Source organism: Clostridium sp. chh4-2 (assembly GCF_002899675.1).
GTDB lineage: Bacteria > Bacillota > Clostridia > Lachnospirales > Lachnospiraceae > CHH4-2.
Map to the genome: position 1 here is coordinate 164,501 of NZ_PKUU01000006.1, position 20,609 is coordinate 185,109.

Consider the following 20,609-nt stretch of genomic DNA (forward strand, 5'->3'; position numbering starts at 1 on the left):
TGCCTCCTATCTTTCTAGTTTACTGCGCATCCCCAGTCTTCTTTGTGATCCTGAAGATCACAAATTCTGCTGGTTTCACAGGTGCAGCGCCGATTACACAGATCAGACGCCCGTTATCAATATCATCCTGTGTCATAGTAGAGCGTCCTATGTTGACAAAGAAGGCCTCAGCCGGTGAAGAACCGGCTAATGAACCATTTCTCCAAAGGTTCGTCAAAAACATCTCTATGCTTCGCTGTACACGTATCCACAGCATTTCATCATTGGGTTCAAACTCCGCCCAGCTGGTATTTGCCTTGATCGATTCCTGAATAAAGATAAACAGTCTGCGCACATTGATATATTTCCAACTTCCGTCGCTGCCGGCAGTCCTGGCTCCCCACACGCGAATTCCCATACCCGGAAATGTCCGGATCAGGTTCACGCCCCGGGGATTTAAGATATCCTGTTCTCCCTTGTCGAATTGAATGTCTAATCCTATACATGACCGTACCACCTCATTGGCCGGAGCCTTATGTACTCCTTTGGTATTATCGCTTCTGGCATAGATTCCCATAATCGCCCCTGACGGCGGCACCGCAATATTCTTTTTATCCAAAGGGTCAAATACGAGCAGCCAGGGATGATACAGAGCAGCATAAGTGCTGTCAAAAATATTTCTGTGAGCCATAATATTCTTTACGTTTTTTGCTTCCTGAGGTACATCCAGCACCGCAAATCTGCTGGCTAATTTTTCGCAGTGCTCAGTCAGCGAAAGCTGAACACTGGAATCGGTCACACCGGGAACCGCCATAATGGATACCACATCATTATCCATAAATGCCTGGATACCGCTTCGCTTCCCCGATACCTCATCCTTTCCAATAAAGTCCGGCGCCGTCATGCCAAGAACATTACCATTGCCGCCTCCTGTAAATCCGGCATTGATAACCGCCTCACCGGCCTTTGCAAGACGGGCAAAAGGGGGAGCCGGAGTTTCTGTTTCACCACCGGTATAGGCAACAGTGATCAGATCCGACTTGGCAAGCTTTTTTTCTACATGGTGGGGACTGCCTATGTTAAAGGACAAATTCTCATAATTTTCCATATAGTCCTCATAGCGGACCTCCATATTAAATTCACAGGTGGTTATGTATTTCTCCGGCAGAAGATTCTTGTCCGTCACATCTCCTTCAAACTCACGCTCAAATGTGAGGAAATTATCCTGATTTTTCACCACCCGGTTATAAGAGACACTGTCGCGGTCCTTAAAACACACCACGTCGCCCTCAAAAAATCCTGCGCTGTTTTTCACAGAATACCGTTTTTCCTGTTCCGTATCCAACACTTCATAAATCTGAGTTTTCGCCTTACTGGACGGAGAAATGATGACCTTTATATTATTCCCCCACAGCCCGGGATTTTTCGCCGTTATGCGGATCACTGCATTCTCTCCTGCCGGAACCGCGCAAACCGCACAGGAGGCATCCTGAGGCGCCACACGCATCACAAAACACCTGGAACCTCCATTAATAAAAAAATGTTCCACTGCATAGGGCAAAAACCGGTAATTTCCATATTCATTGGCGGAAAGATATTCTCCATAAATCCTTTTAAAATCAGAAAAATTAGTAACCAGCCGGGGAAGTCCCTGTACCGGTCCCTTTTGGGCTGCGCCGATAAAACCCGCCGTACTCGTCGCCACCCCTTCCATGGGTTTTGATCCGGAGTCAAATTCTTCCACATACACACCGGGTGATCGATATTCTGCCATATAATACTCCTTTCTTTTTCATCTATGATTCACATCTGGAATTGCGGTGTAAGCACATACATTCCGAAATGGGAATCTTTTATAGCACTCAGCCTTCAACGGAAGAATTCTTACATCAATAAGCTAGTGTCTTTTATTTTTCCATTAAACATGCAACTGGATGCCATTTTATAGGCCCTATAGCTTTGCGTCATCAACTTTCATCGATTTCGCCATTATTTTCTGTCTATTTCACAGAATTATTATACTTGTTTTTACAATATATGACAATAGATTTGAGGGAATAGCTGATAGGAGTGGTGGAATGACTGAGTTGTTATAAGGATTTTCTGTTATCAAGATGTTTTTTATATGGCATTTATTAAATTCCACTAATATAGCGCCTTAAAGGCCCGTTACCAAGCCCTGTATACGAAAGCAGCATAAAATATCGCCAGCCACAGCAGGGCTGACGATATGAAAATTTATTACTTTGTATTGTCCTCTTGACAGGCAGTATGTTTGACGGGATAAACAGCATGAATTTTCAGCTTATAATAATTTCTCCGCAGACGGTTTTGTGTTTTTCCATCCCTGCCCTGCCGCCCAGAGTCTGTAATTGCGCCTTTGTTCTTTCTCCTCATCTGATCCGCCGCAGCCGTTGATCGTCTCCAAAAAGCTTATATAGCCGCGGTATCCTCCCACATCGTCCATAACGGATTTGCCTACCGCCTCAATACAAACCGGCGCATGGGAAGCACGAACCTTTTGGACAGCCTCTAAAATTCTTCTGTCTTCTGATTCCGCCGCGCTGAGGGTGTATAACTCAATAAGAACCTTCCAGTCGTCGCCAAAATCATACTGATAGTCGATACAGTTGCAGACGGGCCCGTCATCGGGATATCCGCTGTTTTCCCCTATATCCGCCCTGCTGTTCAGCACGGAAGCCACCGGCAGGCTCTCCCGGATCCTGTTAAAGCTGCCGTCAAATATAATTGCGCTTTGCAGGTCTGCCAGCCGCAAATTTTCAAAATCCGCTAAATCCACCTTTTTTTCCCGCTTCATCAGCTTTCCAGTGTTCTCAGAAACCGCTTCGAAATAATCCGGCACCGTAACGGTTCCGATCTTTTTCATCGTTTTTTCCGTTTCTTCTATAAAATCATAGGCATATTCCAAGGTTTCCACATCAGAATCATAATAATAGGGCCCCTTATATTTCTTTTTCATCCACCGCACTCCGGAGGGCCCATCCTGATCGTAATCATCATCCCAAAAATATCCGGGATCATCCGTGGGAACCCGGAAGAGATATCCTGCCAGCCGCTTCCAGACTTTATATTTCCCCCCATGTGTCAGCCGCTCAAAATCTTCCTCTTCCAGGCAGAATTGATGCAAATGGCTGTTTCTCCATCCAAAAAGCCTCTGAATCGCATAATGGAGCGCATGGAAAGTCATATCCTCCGGAATCAGTATATCCCGGGTAATCGCCTCCCCTCCGTTATAGCGCTCTAATATCCGCTGCTCACTCGCAAGAAACCATGCAGAATAAAGCTCCAGGTGAAGGCGGTAAACCTTTAGGTTCTTCTCTTCCTGGCGGCATCCCTCTTCCTTGCGTTTTTGCTCCAGCCCCGTCTCCCACAGTCTGATGATCTCCTGCTGTTCCTCTTCCGGCAGACGTGATAATTTTTCCAAAAGCCCGGTCAAAGCAAGGCTTTGGTGAAGCATCCGTCGAGCCGTTTCCATGCTTCGCCCTTCTTTTTTATACATAGGTCCGATTCCCTGGTAAAGCCACCTGACATTTACATGAAACTGCTCGCAAACCCCGAAAAGCCAGCGGAGATCCGGCTGTATCCTGTCATTCTCCATCCTGGACAGCTGAACCACACTAACCCCCGTCCTGTCGGCAAATTCCGCCTGTTTTAATCCCGAATCCTTTGCTGATGTGTGATAAAGAAGTAGTAGAAGTGTAAAAAATTTTGCCGTTCCTATCCGGCGTTTGCGCATTGCGCCGGATAGGTCGGGCGGTCATTCGGGCAGGTCTACCTTGCCAACGAAAGAGTAATAAATATCAATGTCCTGTCTGCGTGTGCCGTTCTCGTCATAGCTGCACTCATGCACAACGATTTTCTCCACAAACTCACGCAAAAGGGTAGGGGTAAGTTCTTCAAAGCTGGTGTACTTGCGGACAACATTCATAAACTTTTCTGCGTTTACCGTGGCTTCCTGCGCTTTGGAAAGCTCTGCCCGGATAGCGGCGGCTCTCTCTTTCAGTTCTTTCTGCTCGGCTTCATAGTCTGCCGACAGCTCCGTGAAACGCTCGTCTGAAATGCGCCCGGTCACGCTGTCCTCATACAGCCGCTTGAAGATAGCGGATAACTCGCTGATACGCTTCTCGGCGGCTTCCAGCTCCTTTTTCCTTGCGGCGTTCCTGCGCTTGCCCCCGTCCTCGTTCTGCTCGATCAGCAGCTTCATAAACCGGGCTTCGTGCTTCGCTGCATAGCTGGTGACTTTCCGCAGATTGTCGGTCACTCCGGCGGTCAACAGGTCGGTGCGGATAAAGTGCGCCGTACAGTCACGGGTACGCTTCTTGTAGCTCCCGCAGATATAACAATCCTGCTTGCGGGTGGCGTTCTGGTAACGCTGCTGGTAAAGGACGCTGCCGCAGTCGGCACAAAAGAGTATGCCGGAGAATAAGCCCACTTCATCATAGCGGTTCGGGCGTTTGCGCTGCTTGCGTAACTCCTGCACACGCTCCCACATCTGGGTGTCAATGATAGGCTCATGGTGGTTCTCGAAAATCGCCTGTTTCTCAATGGGGTTCTCTACGCTGTGCTTGGTCTTGTAGGACGGCTTCTCCGTCTTGAAGTTTACCAGACAGCCCGTGTACTCCCTGTTTTCAAGGATATGTACCACGGTATTGGTCGCCCACTTGCACTCATAGCCGGGGTGGTAGCGGCGGGTGCTTCCCGTCCGACGGTATTCCAGCGTTCCCGGCGTGGGGATCTCCTGCTCTGTGAGCATACGGGCTATCTTGGTCGGCCCGTTCCCGGCAAGGCACAAGCTGTAAATCTGCCGCACAACAGGGGCGGCTTCCCCGTCAATGATAAAATTTTCGTCCTCGTCCATAAAGTAGCCGTATACGGGTTTGCTCGTGACGGGCTTCCCGCTCATACCCTTAGACCGTTTTACTGCTTTGATTTTCTTGCTCGTATCTCTCACCAGCCATTCGTTAAAAATGTTCCGCAGAGGGGCAAAATCATTGTCGCCCTGTGCGCTGTCCACTCCGTCATTGATAGCGATAAAGCGGACGCCTTTCTGTGGGAAAATCATTTCCGTATACATTCCCACTTGCAGATAGTTTCGCCCTAACCGTGACATATCCTTGACGATAACGGTGCCGACTTTTCCGGCTTCAATGTCCGCAAGCATGGCTTGAAAACCGGGTCTTTGGAAGTTCGCCCCAGAATAACCGTCATCTGTGTACCATTGCAGATTGGAAAAGCCGTTCTGCTTCGCATAGGTTTCAAGAATACGCTTCTGGTTTGAAATAGAATTGCTCTCACCTTGCAGCTCGTCCTCGTGGGATAATCTCGGATAAAGGGCGGTAATAAGGTTTCGGGTGGTCTGTCTTAACATAGTGTCCTCCATTTCCGACAGCCAGCCCCACTATTCCGTATGACTATCATACCACACGCCGGGGCTGGCTGTACAGTCCTTTCTGCTTCTTTACGTCCCGTCAAATTGCCGATTTTTGTGTAGCAGCTTCCGCTTCCAGCACTTTCAGCATTTTATCGGCGGCGGTGGCGGTGGTGTCCTGCTTGAAATAGCCGGAAACGACAAGGACAGAATTACCTATGCGGATTTCCGTCACGCAATCCGGGCGGCGGGTGCTGCGGTCATTCTTTGGGGTGTTGGTCATAGGCGGCTCTCCTTTCTGTTCATCAGCTTTTTCAGTTGTCCCATTTTCTCCTGCGCCGTGGCTTTTCGGAAGTTGCTCCCGGTAAAGCGGACAGGAGAACACATTTCAATCAGACGGTCATAAATGCGGGCGTGGGCGGTGTCCTCCGGGTGCTGCAAGTCCTCCAGCGTGAGATTAGTCGTGACGATCAGCGGCCTGCCGCTGCGGTAACGGCTGTCAATCACGTTGTAGACCTGCTCTAAGCCGTATTCCGTTCCCCGTTCCATTCCAAAATCGTCAAGGATAAGCAGCGGGAAGCTGCAAAGTCGGGAGATATATTCATTCCTGCCCTCAAAGCTGGCGGCAAGGTCACCCAATATCAATGCAAAGTTTGTCATGCACACGGGGATTTCACGCTCCATAAGGGCATTTGCGATACAGCCCGCAAAATAGCTCTTGCCTGTGCCAACGCCGCCCCATAGCAGATAGCCAATGTTGCGCTCTTTCATGGTTTCCCAGTTCTCCACATAGAAATGGGCGTGTTCCATTTGCGGGCACTTGCCGTTGTCGTTCTCAAACGTCCAGCCCTGCATAGCCGGGTCTGTAAAGCCCCGCCGCTTCAACCGCTCGACAGTTTCAAGGTGACTGCGCTGTTTCTCTGCGGCTTCCCGTTCCTCACGCTCTGCCCGCTGGCAGTCACATTCTGCCGGGTGGCGGTCACGCCCCAGCCATGCGGCGGTTTCTTTGGGGAAATAGCCCTCTTTGGGCTTGTGGCACTTCCCGCAGTATAAAAGCCCGTCCTCGCCGGTGTAGTCCTCCGGCTCCGGCGTGGTGTCGGTCATATTCAAAATCATTTCATCAAATCCATTCGTCATAAGCTCTCGCCCTCCTTACAGGTATAATCGGGTATGCCCTTTTTCGGGGCTTTCTTGGCTGCGTCCTCCTGCGCCCACTTGAAAATCGTGGCTGCATGGCTCTTGTATTTCCTCCCGCTGGAAGCGATATGGCAGGATAGGCGGTCAATGTAATACTCCCACTTGCCGGGAAGCTCTGTTTTCAGCCCGTCAAGCTCCGTATCGGAAAGAATGACATTGTGGTATCTGCCATAGGCGGCGGGGGCGGGGTGTCCCGTTTCTAACTCTCTCTCTTTTTCTATTTCTATATCTATCTCTTTCTCTATCTCTATCTCTGGTGGACAAATGTCCGCTCGATATGGTGGACATTTGTCCGCCCCTGTCTGCGGCAGGGCTTTTTGTTCCTGCAAAGCCAGCCGCGCCCTGCGCTTGCGCTCCCCCTCGGTAGAGGACTGGCCGATTAAAAGCTCAATGTTGCTCATGTAGAGTGCGCCGCTTGGCAAAGGCTCCACAAGCCCCAGCTTCATAAAGATTTTCAAAGCTCTCTCTACGGTACCTACCTGCTGGCGGGTAATGGTCGCAATCATCTGGGCGGTGTAGGGGATATTCTCGTCAAGCTGCAATTTCCCGCCGTTTTTCAGCGATTTCAAGTACAGCTTCAAGAGAATGTTGGAATAGATAACGCCGTCCTGCATACTTTCCAGCAGAACGATTGCATCATCGTCAAAATAGCTCTCTTTCAGCTTGAGGTAGTAATATTTGCGGTTATCTGCCATAGGCTGCGTCCTCCTTTTTCCAGCGTTTGGAATAATAGCGAGGGCATAGTATGATAACCGCCCGGAAGCTCTGTTTGCAGTCACGGGTGCAGCCCCGGCATAGGTCGTTGTAAGTGATACGGTTGCGGTGGTTGAGGAAGAAAGACCATTCCAGCCGCCGCTTCTTGCTCATTCTCGGCAATGGTAAGCTCCTTTCTGCCGTTCCTATCGGTGTAGCGGGATAGGGGGCATTTTCTGTATGTTCTCGGTATCATTTTCGGGCTTTTTCTGCCCTGTAAGCCCCGTTTGGAAGTCGGGGAGTATTGCGGTAAGGGTTCATATCATACCTGTATTTTTGTAGGGTTTCGGTATCATTTCGGGGCGGTCTTTAACGCTCCTGTTCACGCTTTTTCTGCTGGCTCGGTGCGCCCCTTAAAATCTGGTCGATATTGCGTCTGACTGTCTGAAGCTCCTGCGCCCGCTGGCGTTTCTCCCGGTAGTCGTTATATCCGGCGTTCTTCTGGACGGTAAGCTGCTCAATCTCCCTTTGCAGGGCTTTGCTGGCTGGCAGCTTGGTTATTCCATGCTCCCGGAAATAACGGGCGGCTGTGTCCGCTATGATAAAATCGCTTTCGTGCTGTTCCCGGTAGGCTCTCCGGGCTTTCTCCGATTTCTGCGCTTTCAGACCGTCACGGGCGGGCTTCGTGCCGATATAGCCCAAAAGGTTGCGCTGCAATTCCTTTTTCTCCCGGATAGCGGCTTCCAGCCCTTTCAGTCCGGCAAGGCTCTCCTGCGTGGCGGTGTTGGCTGCGGAAATGGCAGCGTCCAGCTCGTCCGGGGAAGAAAAGCCATACTGCTGGTAGAGCATGAGGGTAGCCGACATCTGTTTGAGGTTGTGCATGGTCGCCCACTTCTCATAGCCCCGTCCTTTCCCCTCGGCTCGCTTGGCGGCTATGTCTACCATGCGCTGTACAGCGTCATTGTTCGGGGCGTTTTTCGCTTCTTTTTTCGTCCGTAAGCGGTCTTTGATACTGCCGGGGTATTCCGCTATGGCTGCGGGTTTTTCGGCGGCTCTGGCGGCGTTCTGCTCCAAAACGGAGAGGACAGCAGCCCGGTCAAAATCGTCCCCCAGCTTCCGGGCGGTAATTGGCTTCGTCCTGTCCGGCGTGAGGTAACTTAGCCGCCCCCGGCTCTCCTTGACGGTCACACCATGCCGGAGAAGCAGGGCGGCAAACTCATCAAAGCCGGAAGCAGCGGCAAGGGCTTCCCGGATAGTCCGGCGCAGCTTCGCCTTATCCGTTTCAAACTTGGTCTGCCGGGGCGCGATACCGTCCGCAGCAATAGGGGCGTTGGCTCTGTCAAGGGCAGCCTGTCCTTTCTTCTGCGCCCAATACTCACGCTCGGTAATGCGTTCTTTGCTGCCGTTCAAAAGGTCTATCTGGTAAAGCCCCTCGCTGTGGCACATCTCCATGACTTCGGCTTTCAGATAGTTCATAGCTGCGTCCGTACAGCGGTGCTTGCAGCCTGCTTTCCTGTCCGCTGGCCTGTCCATGTGGGGCAGCATGGGAACCTCCGCAATCCGCAGACTGTTAATGACGATATGCACATGGATATTTTCGGTGTGGCTGTGTCCGTCCGGGTGGGTGCAGACAAGGGCCTGGTGTCCGGGGAAATGCTCGGCGCAGAACTTCTCGCCCAGCTCCTGCGCCCGATCAACGGTCAAGCCGTTGTCCGGGCCGTCCCGTGGGTCAAAGCTGATGATGTAGTGGTGGCTCTTTACGTCCTCCCGTTTCTGGTTCTTGCCGTAGCGGAGATTGGAGCGCATACAGGCAACGGCAAAATCCTCCCCGCCACAATTCAGAGAGGATATGCGGTAGTCTACCCTCGGTATGAGCCGCCCGTCTGCGTCAAGGGTGGGCTTCATGGTAAACTCGTCATGCTCGAATGTGAGGTATTTTTCAGCGTCCCCGTAGTTGGCATTTTTAGAGCTGATATGTTTGAGTATCGCCAACGGCTTCACCTACTTTCTGCAAGACTTCAAACTTCAAGGCGGCAAGGTCGGCGGCGGCTCCCCGCACTTCCTTTTCCAGCCCCCGGTAGGGGCTTCCGTATTCGTTCAGGCTCCGGGCAATCTGGTTTAAGTTGCCGCCGATTTTCCCGTACTCTGCCGTGAGCTTGGAGAGGGCGGCAAGCAGCCCGTCATTGACCGGGGAAACGGTGACAATGGGGCGTATGGTCGCTTTCCGTATGGCTTGCCGGATAAACTCGGACTGGCTGATTTCATAAGCCGCCAGCCGCCCGGTGAAGTCGGCGTATTCTTCATCGGTCATGCGGGTCTTTACCACATGACGGCGGTGGGGCGTATTGTATTTCTTTCGCATGGTCTGTGACCTCCTTTCTCGCCCGACAGGGCGCATAGCAGGGTTTGGGGAAGGCACTCCCCAACAAGATTCCCGCAGGGGCAAAAATAAGCGGAGAGCGAATTTTGGCACCTCGGTAGAATCTTGCTCTGAAAAACTCCGGCGTTCCCCGGCTCCCGTCCTTTCCGCTAACAAAACGTTTCAAAAGGGCTTTGCTACCCGCTATTCCGGCTTATCTTGAAAATTTTCCTTTCACTACCTACAACACCACGCAAAGCAAAATGGACGGAGATTTTTAGAATTTCCCCTCTATTCCCTACAACACCACGCAAGCCGGAATAGGCGGACAATGGCAGTATTTTTTTCTTTGATACCCTCTACGGATAAGTAAGGGATTTTGCCAACTGCGGCGGCTATTTTCCCTTTTGTTTTTTCATACTGGGGATTTTCAAAAATGCCAAACAGGAACGAAAAAAAGCAGCAAATCTGTTGAATAGATTTACTGCTTTCTGGTTGCCGGCGAAGCGGCGGTTATTCAGTTGTAGGCGGTAGGGCTATCTCCCAAAGCGGAACTTGAAAATAGCTGTGAGAAGCGTCTGGGTGATGTAGTCCTCTGTATCTTGGTCTACCCGTCCATTCACACGGGCGGCACATTGTATGCGGCGGCGGTAATACTGCAATACAGTTCCCACCGCTTCCGGCTCCCCGCTGGCGGCTTGGACGATTGTTTCATAGGGGAGAAGCCTATTATTTCTCATATGCCATTCCCTCCATTTCCGCTTGGAGCTGCCGTAGGGCTTTTCGGATATGGTAGCCCGCTGTGCTGCGGCTGCGCCCGTACTGTCTGCCAATTTCGTGCTGTGGAATACGCTTGAAAAAGGACAGGTAAATCATTTCCCGCTCCCGTTCGTCCAGCCGTGACAGGGCTTCCGCAAGTAAACCGCTGCTGAAAATGACCGTATCGCCGCAAAGGGTAAGTATGTATTCCTCGTCCGGCTCCGGGGCTTGGAAATATTCATCTGTCGTGCCTAAAGGGTAGTGCTTTTCGTCTGTGAGGTATTCAAGGGATATTTCTCTTTTGTGCTTCCTGCTCCGTGTCCTCGCTGCGTTGATCGTTGCATTTCGGATAACGACTTTGCAAAAGGCATGGAAAGTGTACTCGATATGTTCCCGATATTCTTCTGTACAGGTCATGGAAAATCCCCCTTTCCTCCCAAAAGGGCTGTGGCTGGTTAGTAGTTGCTTTTTATGATAGTAAGGGGCGGCAGCACTTTAGGCTGTCGCTCCTTGACTGCCTAACTGCAAAACCGGGCGGGGCTGTCAACGGCGGGCGAAGCCCGTTCATCTTGACCGTTGACTGGCTCGGCCGGGTTTGCTATTTATCCGGCAAACTTGAATTTATTTTAAGCTATCACGTTTTACCTTTTTAAGCCTTACTATCATTACCATAGGAATTTCTTTATTGTTTTTGAAACATTCTTCATAAAATCCATCAATGACAAATCCAGCTCTGAAACAAAGGTTAAAAATATCTTGTATGGAACGATGATAATAAATCTGCTCCTCCGGCTGCCCTTCGATCGCTATATCATAGTAACTGTGCGGTGTCATATATTTTTCAGTCAATGTGATAAAACAAGGGTGCTGCGTTGCAAAGACAAAAATCCCGTTTTCCTCCAATAGTTCATAAACAGCCATAAAAAGCGGTTCAATATCCGTAATATCCATAATTGCCATATTAGAAACTGCTTTCGTAAAGGCTCGATTTCTTTTTAATCCTAATAAGCTTTCTCTATTGGTCGCATCCGCTACGCAAAACTCAATTTGTTTTGCATATTGTGATCGCCGTCTTTTAGCCAATTCTATCATTTTTTTGCTGTAATCAAAAGCGACGACCGAAGCGCCTCTCTGTGCAAGATACGAAGAATAATTTCCATTGCCGCACGCAATATCCAAAATGTAATCCGAAGGATCAGGAGAGAGAAGTTCCGTTACTTTGGGACGTACTACCTCTCTGTGAAATTCATTGGATTCGTCACCCATTGCATCATCCCAAAATTGTGCGTTTTTCTCCCAGATCTTTTTGCTTTCCTCTGTTCCCATGTTCTCTCCCACTCCCAAAATTTGCCTTTTTGCTTCCATTAAATCTTCCTTACTATATTCCATTGTTACCCTCCATAACTTCTGATTGTTGCCGTCTTGACTATTATGTATCTTTTCTTTCCAAAATGGTATAGGCTTTTATTTTTATAATGCTGCAAAACTTTTCTTCTGTAAGGTATTCAAAGGATATTTCCCTTTGCCGCCGCTATTGGAAAGCCAAAAGCAGCGGCTTTTTTACGCGATATGACCGAAAAGACTAGAAAGCAGGATATGTCATCATTTGTCATTTCTTCTCAATGTAATAACTGCATGGCATATCAAGCCAAATACAAGAGAAAAACAGCCACCGCCAAATAGTGATGCTCCCCACCCTGCACCCGACATTGTCATAAAACCGCCAACAAAGAAAATACCAATGCCAAGAAATATCCCGACACCATAAAAAAGTCCAATTGCCATATCATACTTATTAAATTGTCGTTTCTCTTTTTTTCACATGTTTCCATTTTTGTTATTACCTCCTTCGCAAAATCGTCCATGTGGACTCCAAAAAGAAAACAAATTTTTTTCAACGTATTTAAATCGGGTTCATTAACATCTCTCTCCCAATTCGATAGCGCCTGCCGGGTAACATTCAATTTCCCAGCCAGTTCTTCCTGTGTCATTCCCGATTGTGTTCGCAGATGACGTATTTGCTTTCCTGTTGTAATATCCGTCTGTTTCTGGTTCAAAATGGTTCCTCCTCTCTGATGCTGATTTTATCAATGATATTTCGCAATAGCCAGCAATGAACGTTTGCATTGCGCAAGATGTTACATTATCTTCTGAAACATATGCCGGATCTTGTCTAAACGGCTGTTCGGGCGGCGTGGCTGAAACACAGGCTCGCCGGAAGTTTCCTGATACCCTTTTAATTCTGTAATGCAGACACTTCTTCCATTTGTATAAAAATTCAAATCATTTCTATATTCACCAATACAACGGGCAGGGATTTCCCCCTTAAAAATAACTTCATCTTTTTCAAGTCTGGTTGATTCAATGATTGCGCAATACTTTGGTGCGTCATTATAAGCCCGTGAAAGATATTCCTGCGGTGCAAAAAGGGTAAAGGAAAGGTATGGTTCCAACAGTTGTGTTCCTGCTTTTTTCAATGCCTGCTCCAACACGACAGGCGCAAGAAAACGAAAATCAGCGGGGGTGCTGACCGGGCTGTAATAAACTCCATAATCAAAACAAATTTGGCAGTCTGTCACTCCCCAGCCATATAAGCCCTGCTCCATTCCATAACGCACACCCTCCATGACGGCATTTTGAAAACTTTGGTTTAAATAGCCGAGAGATACCTCGCTTTTATATTGTGTTCCGCTTCCAACAGGAAGCGGTGTTACAGTCAAACCAATAGATGCCCAAAACGGATTCGGCGGCACTTCAATATGAATCGTGTAGCTCGCTTTTTTTTGCGGTCTTTCCAGATAAATAACCGAAGGCTCTTTCATAGCCACGCCCACATGATATTTTTCTTCTAATAGCGAACAAATAACTTCTAACTGTACTTTTCCCAAAAAAGATAATATAATCTCATGTGTAACAGTATCAATGTCAAAATGCAAAAGAGGGTCTGTATCAGCAATCTCTGTGAGGGCATTTAACAGGGCTTCCCTTTGCTCCGGCTTTTGCGGCTCTACCGTTGTCCGAAGTAATGGCATGGGATTATCAATCCGTGTTTTGTGAGGCAGGAGTTTTTCATTTCCCAGAATGTCGTTCAGTTTCAAAGTATCATCAGCTAAAATAACAATTTCTCCCGGACAGGCATGGTCAACCGGGACGATTTCACCATTTGACGGAATACACATTTCTGTAATCTTTATTTTTTCCTTTTTTGACAGCAGCAGGGTATCCCGTAAATGGAGCGTCCCATGATACAGGCGTAAATAAGAAAGCCGTTTTTTCCGCTCTGTATACTCAACCTTAAAAACATATCCACATAATTCAGACTGAATATCGTCTGTTTCTGTAATGAAAGTTTCTGTAATCGCTTCAATCAGTTTTTCTGTTCCTAAATTGTCTTTTGCACTCCCATGATAAACAGGAAACAAAGAGCAGCATCTGGTTCTTTTGCACTTTTCATATTGTAATTCCTGTATATCCAAAGAATCCTCTGCAACATATCGTTCTAATAGTTCATCGCTTCCGGAAATAATCATATCCCATTTGTCCAAATCAGAAATATCGGTCATGGTTATCTTTGGCGACAGGGAAACCTCCTGCATGACAATCATATCACTGGTAAGTTTATCTTTAATGCTTTGGTAAACACGCCGCAGGTCGATCCCATTTTGGTCTATCTTATTTATAAAGATAATTGTCGGAATGTCCATTTTCTGAAGCGCATGGAATAATATACGGGTTTGTGCCTGTACGCCGTCTTTTGCCGAAATGACTAAAACAGCTCCGTCAAGGACAGATAAAGAGCGGTATGCTTCGGTTAAAAAATCCATATGACCGGGAGTGTCCACGATATTGATTTTATAATCATTCCAGCAAAAAGAAGTAACCGCTGTCTGAATGGTAATTCCGCGCTGCCGTTCCAAAATCATAGTGTCTGTTCTTGTAGTTCCTTTATCCACGTTTCCTTGTTCCGCAATCGCTCCACTGGTGTACAGCAGGCTTTCCGTCAATGTTGTTTTTCCTGCGTCTACATGGGCGAGAATTCCAATATTGATTATTTTCATGTGATTGTCCTCCTTTTACAGCCCCAAAAGGGCATAAAAATCCCCAGCAGTAAAATACTTTTACCACTGGGGATTATAATTTGCGGACATACACATATACAGCATACACCTGTTTGTGATTGCTGTTTTTCGGATATGTCAAAATTGATAAGGCAAAAGTATTCTTAAATTGGGTACAAAAAACCAAGCCCCCACAAAAGGGACTATCATAATCCTTTGTTCCCACTATTTGATTATAGTTTTATTTAAGAATACCTTGCCGCATATTTTTTACTCCTTTTTTGGAATGATGCTATTATATCACATTAGTTTTAGGAAAGAAAGTACCTAAAAGAAATTTTTCTTCCCCTTATATGTAACAATCATACCGACTTTCTGGCGTTCAGAATGGTTTCTGCTGTCTGCTGTGGTGTTTGGTTGGAATTGTCCAGCCAAAAGCCGATCCGTGGTGTTGTCTGCATAAATGTATCGTATAAGGTTTCAACCGTAAAGCCGGAATAGCCTGTTTTCTCCCTGTATCGTTCCCTTCCTTTTATTGTTTCCACATCTGGACAAAGAACGACAACCTCAACAGGGTATTTATGCGGCACAAAAAATATGTACATGTAACTAATTCAACACATTTATAATTTGAATAGGGACATTATAGCATTTACTAAATACAAATTCAATGTATACGGAAATAAAGATATAAGGAGTGGGAAGGATTCCGCCGTAGTCGGCATTGTAGGAAAATCCAAAAGTTTAGATTTTCCCACAATGCTTATCTTTTGGTCTTTGGTTCGGAATAGTGTAGTGCTGGCGGTCTATCTCTTGTTTTCGGTTGCTTGCTTCCTTACCGTACATGAGCATTCCTCACTGACATCAAACGCTCCCCGTATCCCGGCAGGCTCTGACGCGGACAGTCTGAAATCCATTCCTGAAAGCTTTGGATACTGTCCAAAATCTGCTCTTTAATCTGTTTTTTATCTGCCGGTTCCTGAAACATAGGTTCCTCACCGTTCTGAATCCATGAAATGCTGACGCCGTAAAATTCGGCAATGCGTTTTGCCTTTGCTTCATCCAATTCCAGATTCCCCCGCTCCAGTTTAGATAATAATGAGTTTTTGATTCCCAAGGGGAAAGAAAATTCGGCCTGTGTCAAGCCCAGATATTTTCTTAATTTAATATACGTTCTGCCGTGCCATTCATACCAGCTGCCCCTTCTTATATTTATTTTGACATCATTATATATCATTTTCAATGTTTTTTAAGACTTTTTAACGGTGCTGCCGCCCGAAATCCAAGCATTTACATTCTATTCACAAAAATAAGATTAAGACTCCCTCCGTCAATATACATCTGCCGGTTGAAGTCTTAATCTTTTATCAGTTACTCCGAATAATCCGCCTTGCATAAACTGGATTGTCGGTGATGATATTATCAGCGGTACTTCAGTTTATACTTTTTATTATCTCATTCAATGCCATAAACTCCCCTTTACCTCATCATACTCATCACATCTTCCAGTATCTCATCCACTCCCTCCAGTTCATCGCCTACCAAATTAATTCCGCAGAATTCACAGATATCACTCAGTGCCGCAAAAATCCACGGATTTCTCGCATAAACCGTTTTCATGCGCCCATGCTCCATCACAAATGGAATAAAGAAATTCAAAACCGCGTCCACTTCATTCTCATCAATATCCATTATATGCATATCGATAATCATATCAGCCTGCACATCTACAGCTAGCAAAAGCAGCGGATTTATCGGTCTTTCATATTTGTCATCCGTCACACCGCAGTGCATGTAGCTTAAATCCAGTGCAATCTCCAGCTTATTCTTCTTCATTTTCTTCAATTTCTGTCTTAAAATATCATCTGTCAATTGAATGGATGGATGGATATTGCCTAAAGCAGTCAGGGTGGGGAATACCGGACATATTCCATATTTTTTTATCTTCGTCAAACCGGCAGGACAGAATCTCACCATTATCCCAATCGATTTCAACCGTATGATCCCTAACAGCTTTAATTGCAATAGGAAGAACCCTGTATGTATCCAACAGCACCTTTACTTCCCGCTCGTCGGGAATATATGAAAGATATCTTTTCTTAAAAGATTCAAAATAAATCCACTGCCCTTTACCCCGAAACTTTAATCCAAGCTCCTTAATCACCGTCTTTTGCTCCGGTGGCACTTCCTCACGGTCGCCAAAATAGCAGCTCAGATTGGACTGGTCTCCCATAACATACTCTATCGGCACCATAAACTCATCGGCCGTAGCAATCATGTTAAAATCAGCCAAACCATCCGCTCCCTCATACAAGCCGATTCCATAACATTCTCCGCCTTTTCCCATAACCGAACAATAAACCGGTTCCTGATAGCCAGGCAGCTGTATCTCAATTATATCCATAGACCAGAAATCTTTCCATGGCTCCAACTTTTTGATCTCAACAGCCAGATCATAAAGCTCCCGCCATAATTCTAATGATGCTTCTTTTCTCATCAGTGAACTCCTTTTATTATGATAGGGTCAAATTTTGCTTAAATTCGTTTAACCAGTTTGATCGAATCTTTATGCACACTTCATCCGCCAATCTATATCTGCTGCCAGTTGAAGTCTTAAACTTTTATCAGTTATTTCTAATAATCTGCCTTGCATAAGCAGGATTGTCGGTGATGATATTATCAACGCCGGCATCAATACAATTTTTTAAATCCGGATACGAATTAACTGTCCACACATAAACCTGCTTTCCCATGTGGTGAAGACCGGAAACAACATTTTTGTCAATCATTTTATAATTGAGGCTGAATAAATCTGCTTCCGGATAATCTGAAAAATTGATAGCTGCATTAGCGGTTATCAGGCCGGATCGAAGGTCAGGAGCCAGGTTTTTCACCTGTTTAACATAATCGTAATAGAATGAAGTAATAATACACTGATCCTTTATGTTCTCCTGGTCAATCAATTGGACAACCTTAGCTATAAAATCCTGGCTCTCATGCTCATTATACTTAACTTCAATGTTAAGCTTCAGCCGGTCCCGGCAGGTATCAATTACCTGTTTCAGCGTAGGAACTTTGGTTCCCGCAAACTCAGGAGAATAAAAGCTTCCCACATCCAACGCCATCAGTTCCTCATAAGTAAGATCCCATATGTTTTTATCAACACCTGCAAGCCGTTTTAAGTTCCGGTCATGAAGCACTACCAGAACGCCGTCTTTTGTCTGTGCCACGTCCACTTCAACCCATTTGGCGCCATGTATAGCGGCTGCCTCAAACGCAGGAATTGTATTTTCCGGCGCTGATGACTGATCCCCGCGATGGGCAGTCACCTCAATGGTTCTCTCCGCAGCAGCTGCCGCTTGGACGGTTACTGCCGCTGTAAAAACAGCGGCCAGTAAAACTACCCATATTCTCTTTAAATATTTCATTTCTGTCTGCTCCAAACAATTGATGTCATATTATTATTTTCCTTTATAGCAGTCCGGGATCTGATTTTCATGGAATTTATTGATTTCATCCCTAAATTCCTGGCTTCTCAGAATATCCAGGCCAGTCATAGCCAGGCCCTTCGCACCTTTAATACAAACCTCATCTGCCTCCGGCATAGCCGCAGCCTTCGTATAGTCTGCGGAATGGCTCTGAATCGTTTCGTCGTCAGTTATAGATATGTAATCATGGATGCTTGGGATCTTAATGGATACATTGCCTATATCAGAAGACCCATACTGTTTCTTAGGATCAGGATAACACATAGTCTCTCCCAACTCCTCCATATTGGCTTTAAATGCCTCACACATAGGCATATTGGGATAACGCTCTGCATAGATAGGTTCCATTTCCACAGAAGGCACTGCACCTGTCAGCTGAGCTGCACGATCGATACAGCCTTGAATCATCTCAATCAGCTCTTCTATTCTATGCATAGTTTCCGCTCTGATGCAGAATTCACATTTTGAAAATTCCGGAATAATGTTTCCAGCCACTCCGCCTTCCAAAATCACCCCATTAATGTTATCCTGCATCTGGAATGTAGGACGCAGCATATCGATTTGATTAAACACGCTGATAGCCGCATTTAATGCATTTACACCGTTTGCCGGCACCGAAGAATGGGCCGCTTTCCCCTGAAATGATACCGTAACGCTTCCCGAAGCCCGTCCTCCGCGGCCGATTAAATTGGCCTTGGAACCGCCGCCTGACGGATGCATCATAAGAGCATAATCCGTCTGATCAAATGCCCCCCGCTCCAAAAGAATTGCCTTTCCGGCTCCCCCTTCTTCTGCCGGGGTGCCGATCAGGGAGATCTCACCGTCATAATTGTCCATAATGGATGCAAGACCTAAGAAGGCTCCTGTTGCACAGGTCGCTATGATGTTGTGGCCGCATCCGTGGCCGATGCCGCGCAGAGCGTCATATTCGGCGAGGAAAGAAATTCTTGGGCCCGGGGCTTTGCCTTTTTTTACGGCGCGGAAAGAGGTTTCAATGCCGCAGTAGCCGCGTTCTACGGTAAAGCCTTGGGATTCCAATAGGGATGCAATAAAGCCTGCGGCTTTGTGCTCCTGGAAGCCTAGTTCGGGGTTGGAGTGAATGTTGTGGGAGAGGGTGATTAGGGCGGGTTTTAGGGTGTCTACTGTGGTGCAGATTTGGGATTTTTCGTTTGTCATATGAATTATTCTCCTTTGATTTTTTTATATGTTTTTCATTTTGATGATCATGAATTTATCCTTGATATGGAATTAATTCCATCGTCTGAAGCTCCTGATCATATCTCATTTCCAAAATTGCATGATTGTAATCTAAAACTTCAGGATTATTAGTAAATACTAACGTTTTATCTGTATAAATTTTTGTATATTCAGAAAGATCAAAGTAGCCAAAGAATTCTATGAATTCGCCTGTCATATAAATATAGGTATTATCTTCTACTTCTGCTATTCTTTCTGATGAAACCAGTTTATCGAAGGCTTTCATAGGCGCCGCCCTTCGGGCATACTCCAGATCCCATATTGTATTATTAATTCCTGCGCCTAAAGAGCAGATAAATACCATACAGGTTAATATAACTAATATTGGCTTTTTCCATCGCAGTTTTTGATATAAAAAAACTGCTACTAATAACATCACAATAATCATAAAAAACCAACTGTAAAATGAGGTAAGATACGCAAAAATCAGTTTTTTAGCACTCTCTATATACTTTGAAGTAAAACCTAAGATCACATTCGGTAAAAACATTGCCAAAAGCGCAGCTAACAATATTTTTCCCCTTTTTTTATCCCATTGTATCGTTGGAATTAGCTTAGCAAACACAAATGCAGTTAAAGCCGCAGTCAAAATAATCTGCCAAGTGATAAGATCGCTAATCTGAGTCTGCCCACGCAATACTGAAAGTTGGCTGGCAAATGCATCTCCCACTAAAGAAAGTAAAGGAAATGAACCGATAGAGTATAGGCATATTGCATATAAACTTCCTACGATATCTCCAAAATAAAACTGTCCTCCTTCATAGCTTGTCGGATGTAAAGTCTGCCAATAAAAGTAAACAGCCAGCCAAACCATCAGCAAAATAGAGTGTATCAAGATATCGCCAATAACCTTTTTCTTATCTTTCTCTTTCATCCATGCTAAGATTAAGAATAATCCCCAGAACGGAACCATTCCTTCATATATAGCAGATGCTGCTACATATAAAACCGCGCTGACTAATAAATATCTTCGTTTTCTCTCATCATAATATTTTAAGAAGTAATAGATTGACAAAAGAATAATACCAATCAATATTTGATGACAAAAAACATACGAGATAAATAAATTATGCATATGAGTAAAAGTTGCCAAAGCAAAAAATAAAAGAACGGATAAATATGCTGTTTTTTTATCTATATATTTTTTAATTAAAACATAATAAATACTTACATCAAATAAAATACTGCCATAGGAAAACAGCTTATATACCCAAAGCTTATCCGCCAGCATTGGAATCCCCAATAGAATAACATTATACAAATGCGTAATTCTGCCGTTTAAAGCAGATGAGATGGCCACATTCTGCAGCATATGCCTTTTCATCCATGTATATGTCTTCAAGTCATCCCAGACAGTAAATACAATATCATAAATCATATAAAAGAAATATCCTGCAATTCCAACCACTATCAGCCATAACAATATTTCA

General features: G+C 45.9%; 20 protein-coding genes, 1 pseudogene and 1 riboswitch. All 21 genes and pseudogenes read right to left on the minus strand.

The annotated features are described in order from the left end of the window. Positions 1-19: 19 nt before the first annotated feature. The 21 genes and pseudogenes from C0033_RS08385 to C0033_RS08490 all read right to left on the minus strand — a co-directional run bounded on the left by C0033_RS08385 (position 20) and on the right by C0033_RS08490 (position 20,557). Positions 20-1,753: a phage tail sheath subtilisin-like domain-containing protein gene (locus C0033_RS08385; RefSeq protein WP_103227414.1), complete on the minus strand. Its 1,734-nt coding sequence runs from the start codon at positions 1,751-1,753 to the stop codon at positions 20-22. 148 nt (positions 1,754-1,901) lie between these two features. Beyond that, positions 1,902-1,977: riboswitch (cyclic di-GMP riboswitch) on the minus strand. Between the two features lie 307 nt (positions 1,978-2,284). After that, positions 2,285-3,736 carry a helix-turn-helix domain-containing protein gene (locus tag C0033_RS08390; protein WP_103227415.1) on the minus strand — a complete coding sequence of 484 codons (1,452 nt, stop codon included), beginning with the start codon at positions 3,734-3,736 and terminating at the stop codon, positions 2,285-2,287. A 21-nt stretch (positions 3,737-3,757) separates the two neighbouring features. Beyond that, on the minus strand, positions 3,758-5,368 hold the full coding sequence (locus C0033_RS08395; protein ID WP_002605633.1) for a recombinase family protein: 1,611 nt from the start codon (positions 5,366-5,368) through the stop codon (positions 3,758-3,760). 100 nt (positions 5,369-5,468) lie between these two features. Continuing rightward, complete coding sequence (locus C0033_RS08400) at positions 5,469-5,651, minus strand: transposon-encoded TnpW family protein (protein WP_002605634.1); 183 nt, start codon at positions 5,649-5,651, stop codon at positions 5,469-5,471. After that, positions 5,648-6,505: an ATP-binding protein gene (locus tag C0033_RS08405; protein ID WP_002605635.1), complete on the minus strand. Its 858-nt coding sequence runs from the start codon at positions 6,503-6,505 to the stop codon at positions 5,648-5,650. The genes C0033_RS08400 and C0033_RS08405 overlap by 4 nt, the downstream gene beginning before the upstream one ends. Next, complete coding sequence (locus tag C0033_RS08410; RefSeq protein WP_002605636.1) at positions 6,502-7,260, minus strand: phage replisome organizer N-terminal domain-containing protein; 759 nt, start codon at positions 7,258-7,260, stop codon at positions 6,502-6,504. Before C0033_RS08410 ends, C0033_RS08405 begins: the two co-directional genes overlap by 4 nt. Further along, positions 7,250-7,441, minus strand: coding sequence for a hypothetical protein (locus C0033_RS08415; protein WP_006058351.1), 192 nt, complete (start codon positions 7,439-7,441; stop codon positions 7,250-7,252). The genes C0033_RS08410 and C0033_RS08415 overlap by 11 nt, the downstream gene beginning before the upstream one ends. Positions 7,442-7,627: 186 nt before the next feature. Next, entirely contained in the window at positions 7,628-9,250 is a 1,623-nt protein-coding gene (locus tag C0033_RS08425) for a relaxase/mobilization nuclease domain-containing protein (protein WP_002602093.1), read from the minus strand. Then, a complete protein-coding gene (locus C0033_RS08430; protein ID WP_002602094.1) occupies positions 9,222-9,620 on the minus strand; it encodes a plasmid mobilization relaxosome protein MobC in 399 nt (132 codons plus the stop codon). Before C0033_RS08430 ends, C0033_RS08425 begins: the two co-directional genes overlap by 29 nt. 533 nt (positions 9,621-10,153) lie before the next feature. Next, on the minus strand, positions 10,154-10,357 hold the full coding sequence (locus tag C0033_RS08435) for a helix-turn-helix domain-containing protein (protein WP_002602095.1): 204 nt from the start codon (positions 10,355-10,357) through the stop codon (positions 10,154-10,156). After that, positions 10,347-10,793: a sigma-70 family RNA polymerase sigma factor gene (locus C0033_RS08440; RefSeq protein WP_002602096.1), complete on the minus strand. Its 447-nt coding sequence runs from the start codon at positions 10,791-10,793 to the stop codon at positions 10,347-10,349. The genes C0033_RS08435 and C0033_RS08440 overlap by 11 nt, the downstream gene beginning before the upstream one ends. A gap of 204 nt (positions 10,794-10,997) precedes the next feature. Beyond that, complete coding sequence (locus C0033_RS08445; protein ID WP_002602097.1) at positions 10,998-11,765, minus strand: class I SAM-dependent methyltransferase; 768 nt, start codon at positions 11,763-11,765, stop codon at positions 10,998-11,000. 323 nt (positions 11,766-12,088) lie between these two features. After that, positions 12,089-12,433, minus strand: a complete 345-nt coding sequence (locus C0033_RS08450) for a helix-turn-helix transcriptional regulator (protein ID WP_002602098.1) — start codon at positions 12,431-12,433, stop codon at positions 12,089-12,091. 81 nt (positions 12,434-12,514) lie between these two features. Further along, a complete protein-coding gene (gene tet(32) / locus C0033_RS08455; protein ID WP_002602099.1) occupies positions 12,515-14,434 on the minus strand; it encodes a tetracycline resistance ribosomal protection protein Tet(32) in 1,920 nt (639 codons plus the stop codon). 362 nt (positions 14,435-14,796) lie between these two features. After that, positions 14,797-15,018, minus strand: a pseudogene (locus tag C0033_RS08460) (phosphotransferase); the annotation flags it as partial. Between the two features lie 251 nt (positions 15,019-15,269). Next, positions 15,270-15,671, minus strand: a complete 402-nt coding sequence (locus C0033_RS08465) for a helix-turn-helix transcriptional regulator (RefSeq protein WP_103227416.1) — start codon at positions 15,669-15,671, stop codon at positions 15,270-15,272. Positions 15,672-15,913: 242 nt separating this feature from the next. Next, the gene (locus C0033_RS08470) at positions 15,914-16,270 is read right to left on the minus strand and encodes a hypothetical protein (protein WP_146043750.1); all 357 of its coding nucleotides are present in this window, start codon (positions 16,268-16,270) and stop codon (positions 15,914-15,916) included. 25 nt (positions 16,271-16,295) lie between these two features. Next, positions 16,296-16,931 (minus strand): hypothetical protein, encoded by a 636-nt coding sequence (locus C0033_RS08475; RefSeq protein WP_103227418.1) that lies wholly within the window; start codon positions 16,929-16,931, stop codon positions 16,296-16,298. A 127-nt stretch (positions 16,932-17,058) separates the two neighbouring features. After that, on the minus strand, positions 17,059-17,862 hold the full coding sequence (locus C0033_RS08480) for a glycerophosphodiester phosphodiesterase (protein WP_103227419.1): 804 nt from the start codon (positions 17,860-17,862) through the stop codon (positions 17,059-17,061). Positions 17,863-17,895: 33 nt separating this feature from the next. Then, positions 17,896-19,098 (minus strand): M20 family metallopeptidase, encoded by a 1,203-nt coding sequence (locus tag C0033_RS08485; protein ID WP_103227420.1) that lies wholly within the window; start codon positions 19,096-19,098, stop codon positions 17,896-17,898. 55 nt (positions 19,099-19,153) lie between these two features. Continuing rightward, a complete protein-coding gene (locus C0033_RS08490; protein WP_180994634.1) occupies positions 19,154-20,557 on the minus strand; it encodes a hypothetical protein in 1,404 nt (467 codons plus the stop codon). Positions 20,558-20,609: the final 52 nt, after the last annotated feature.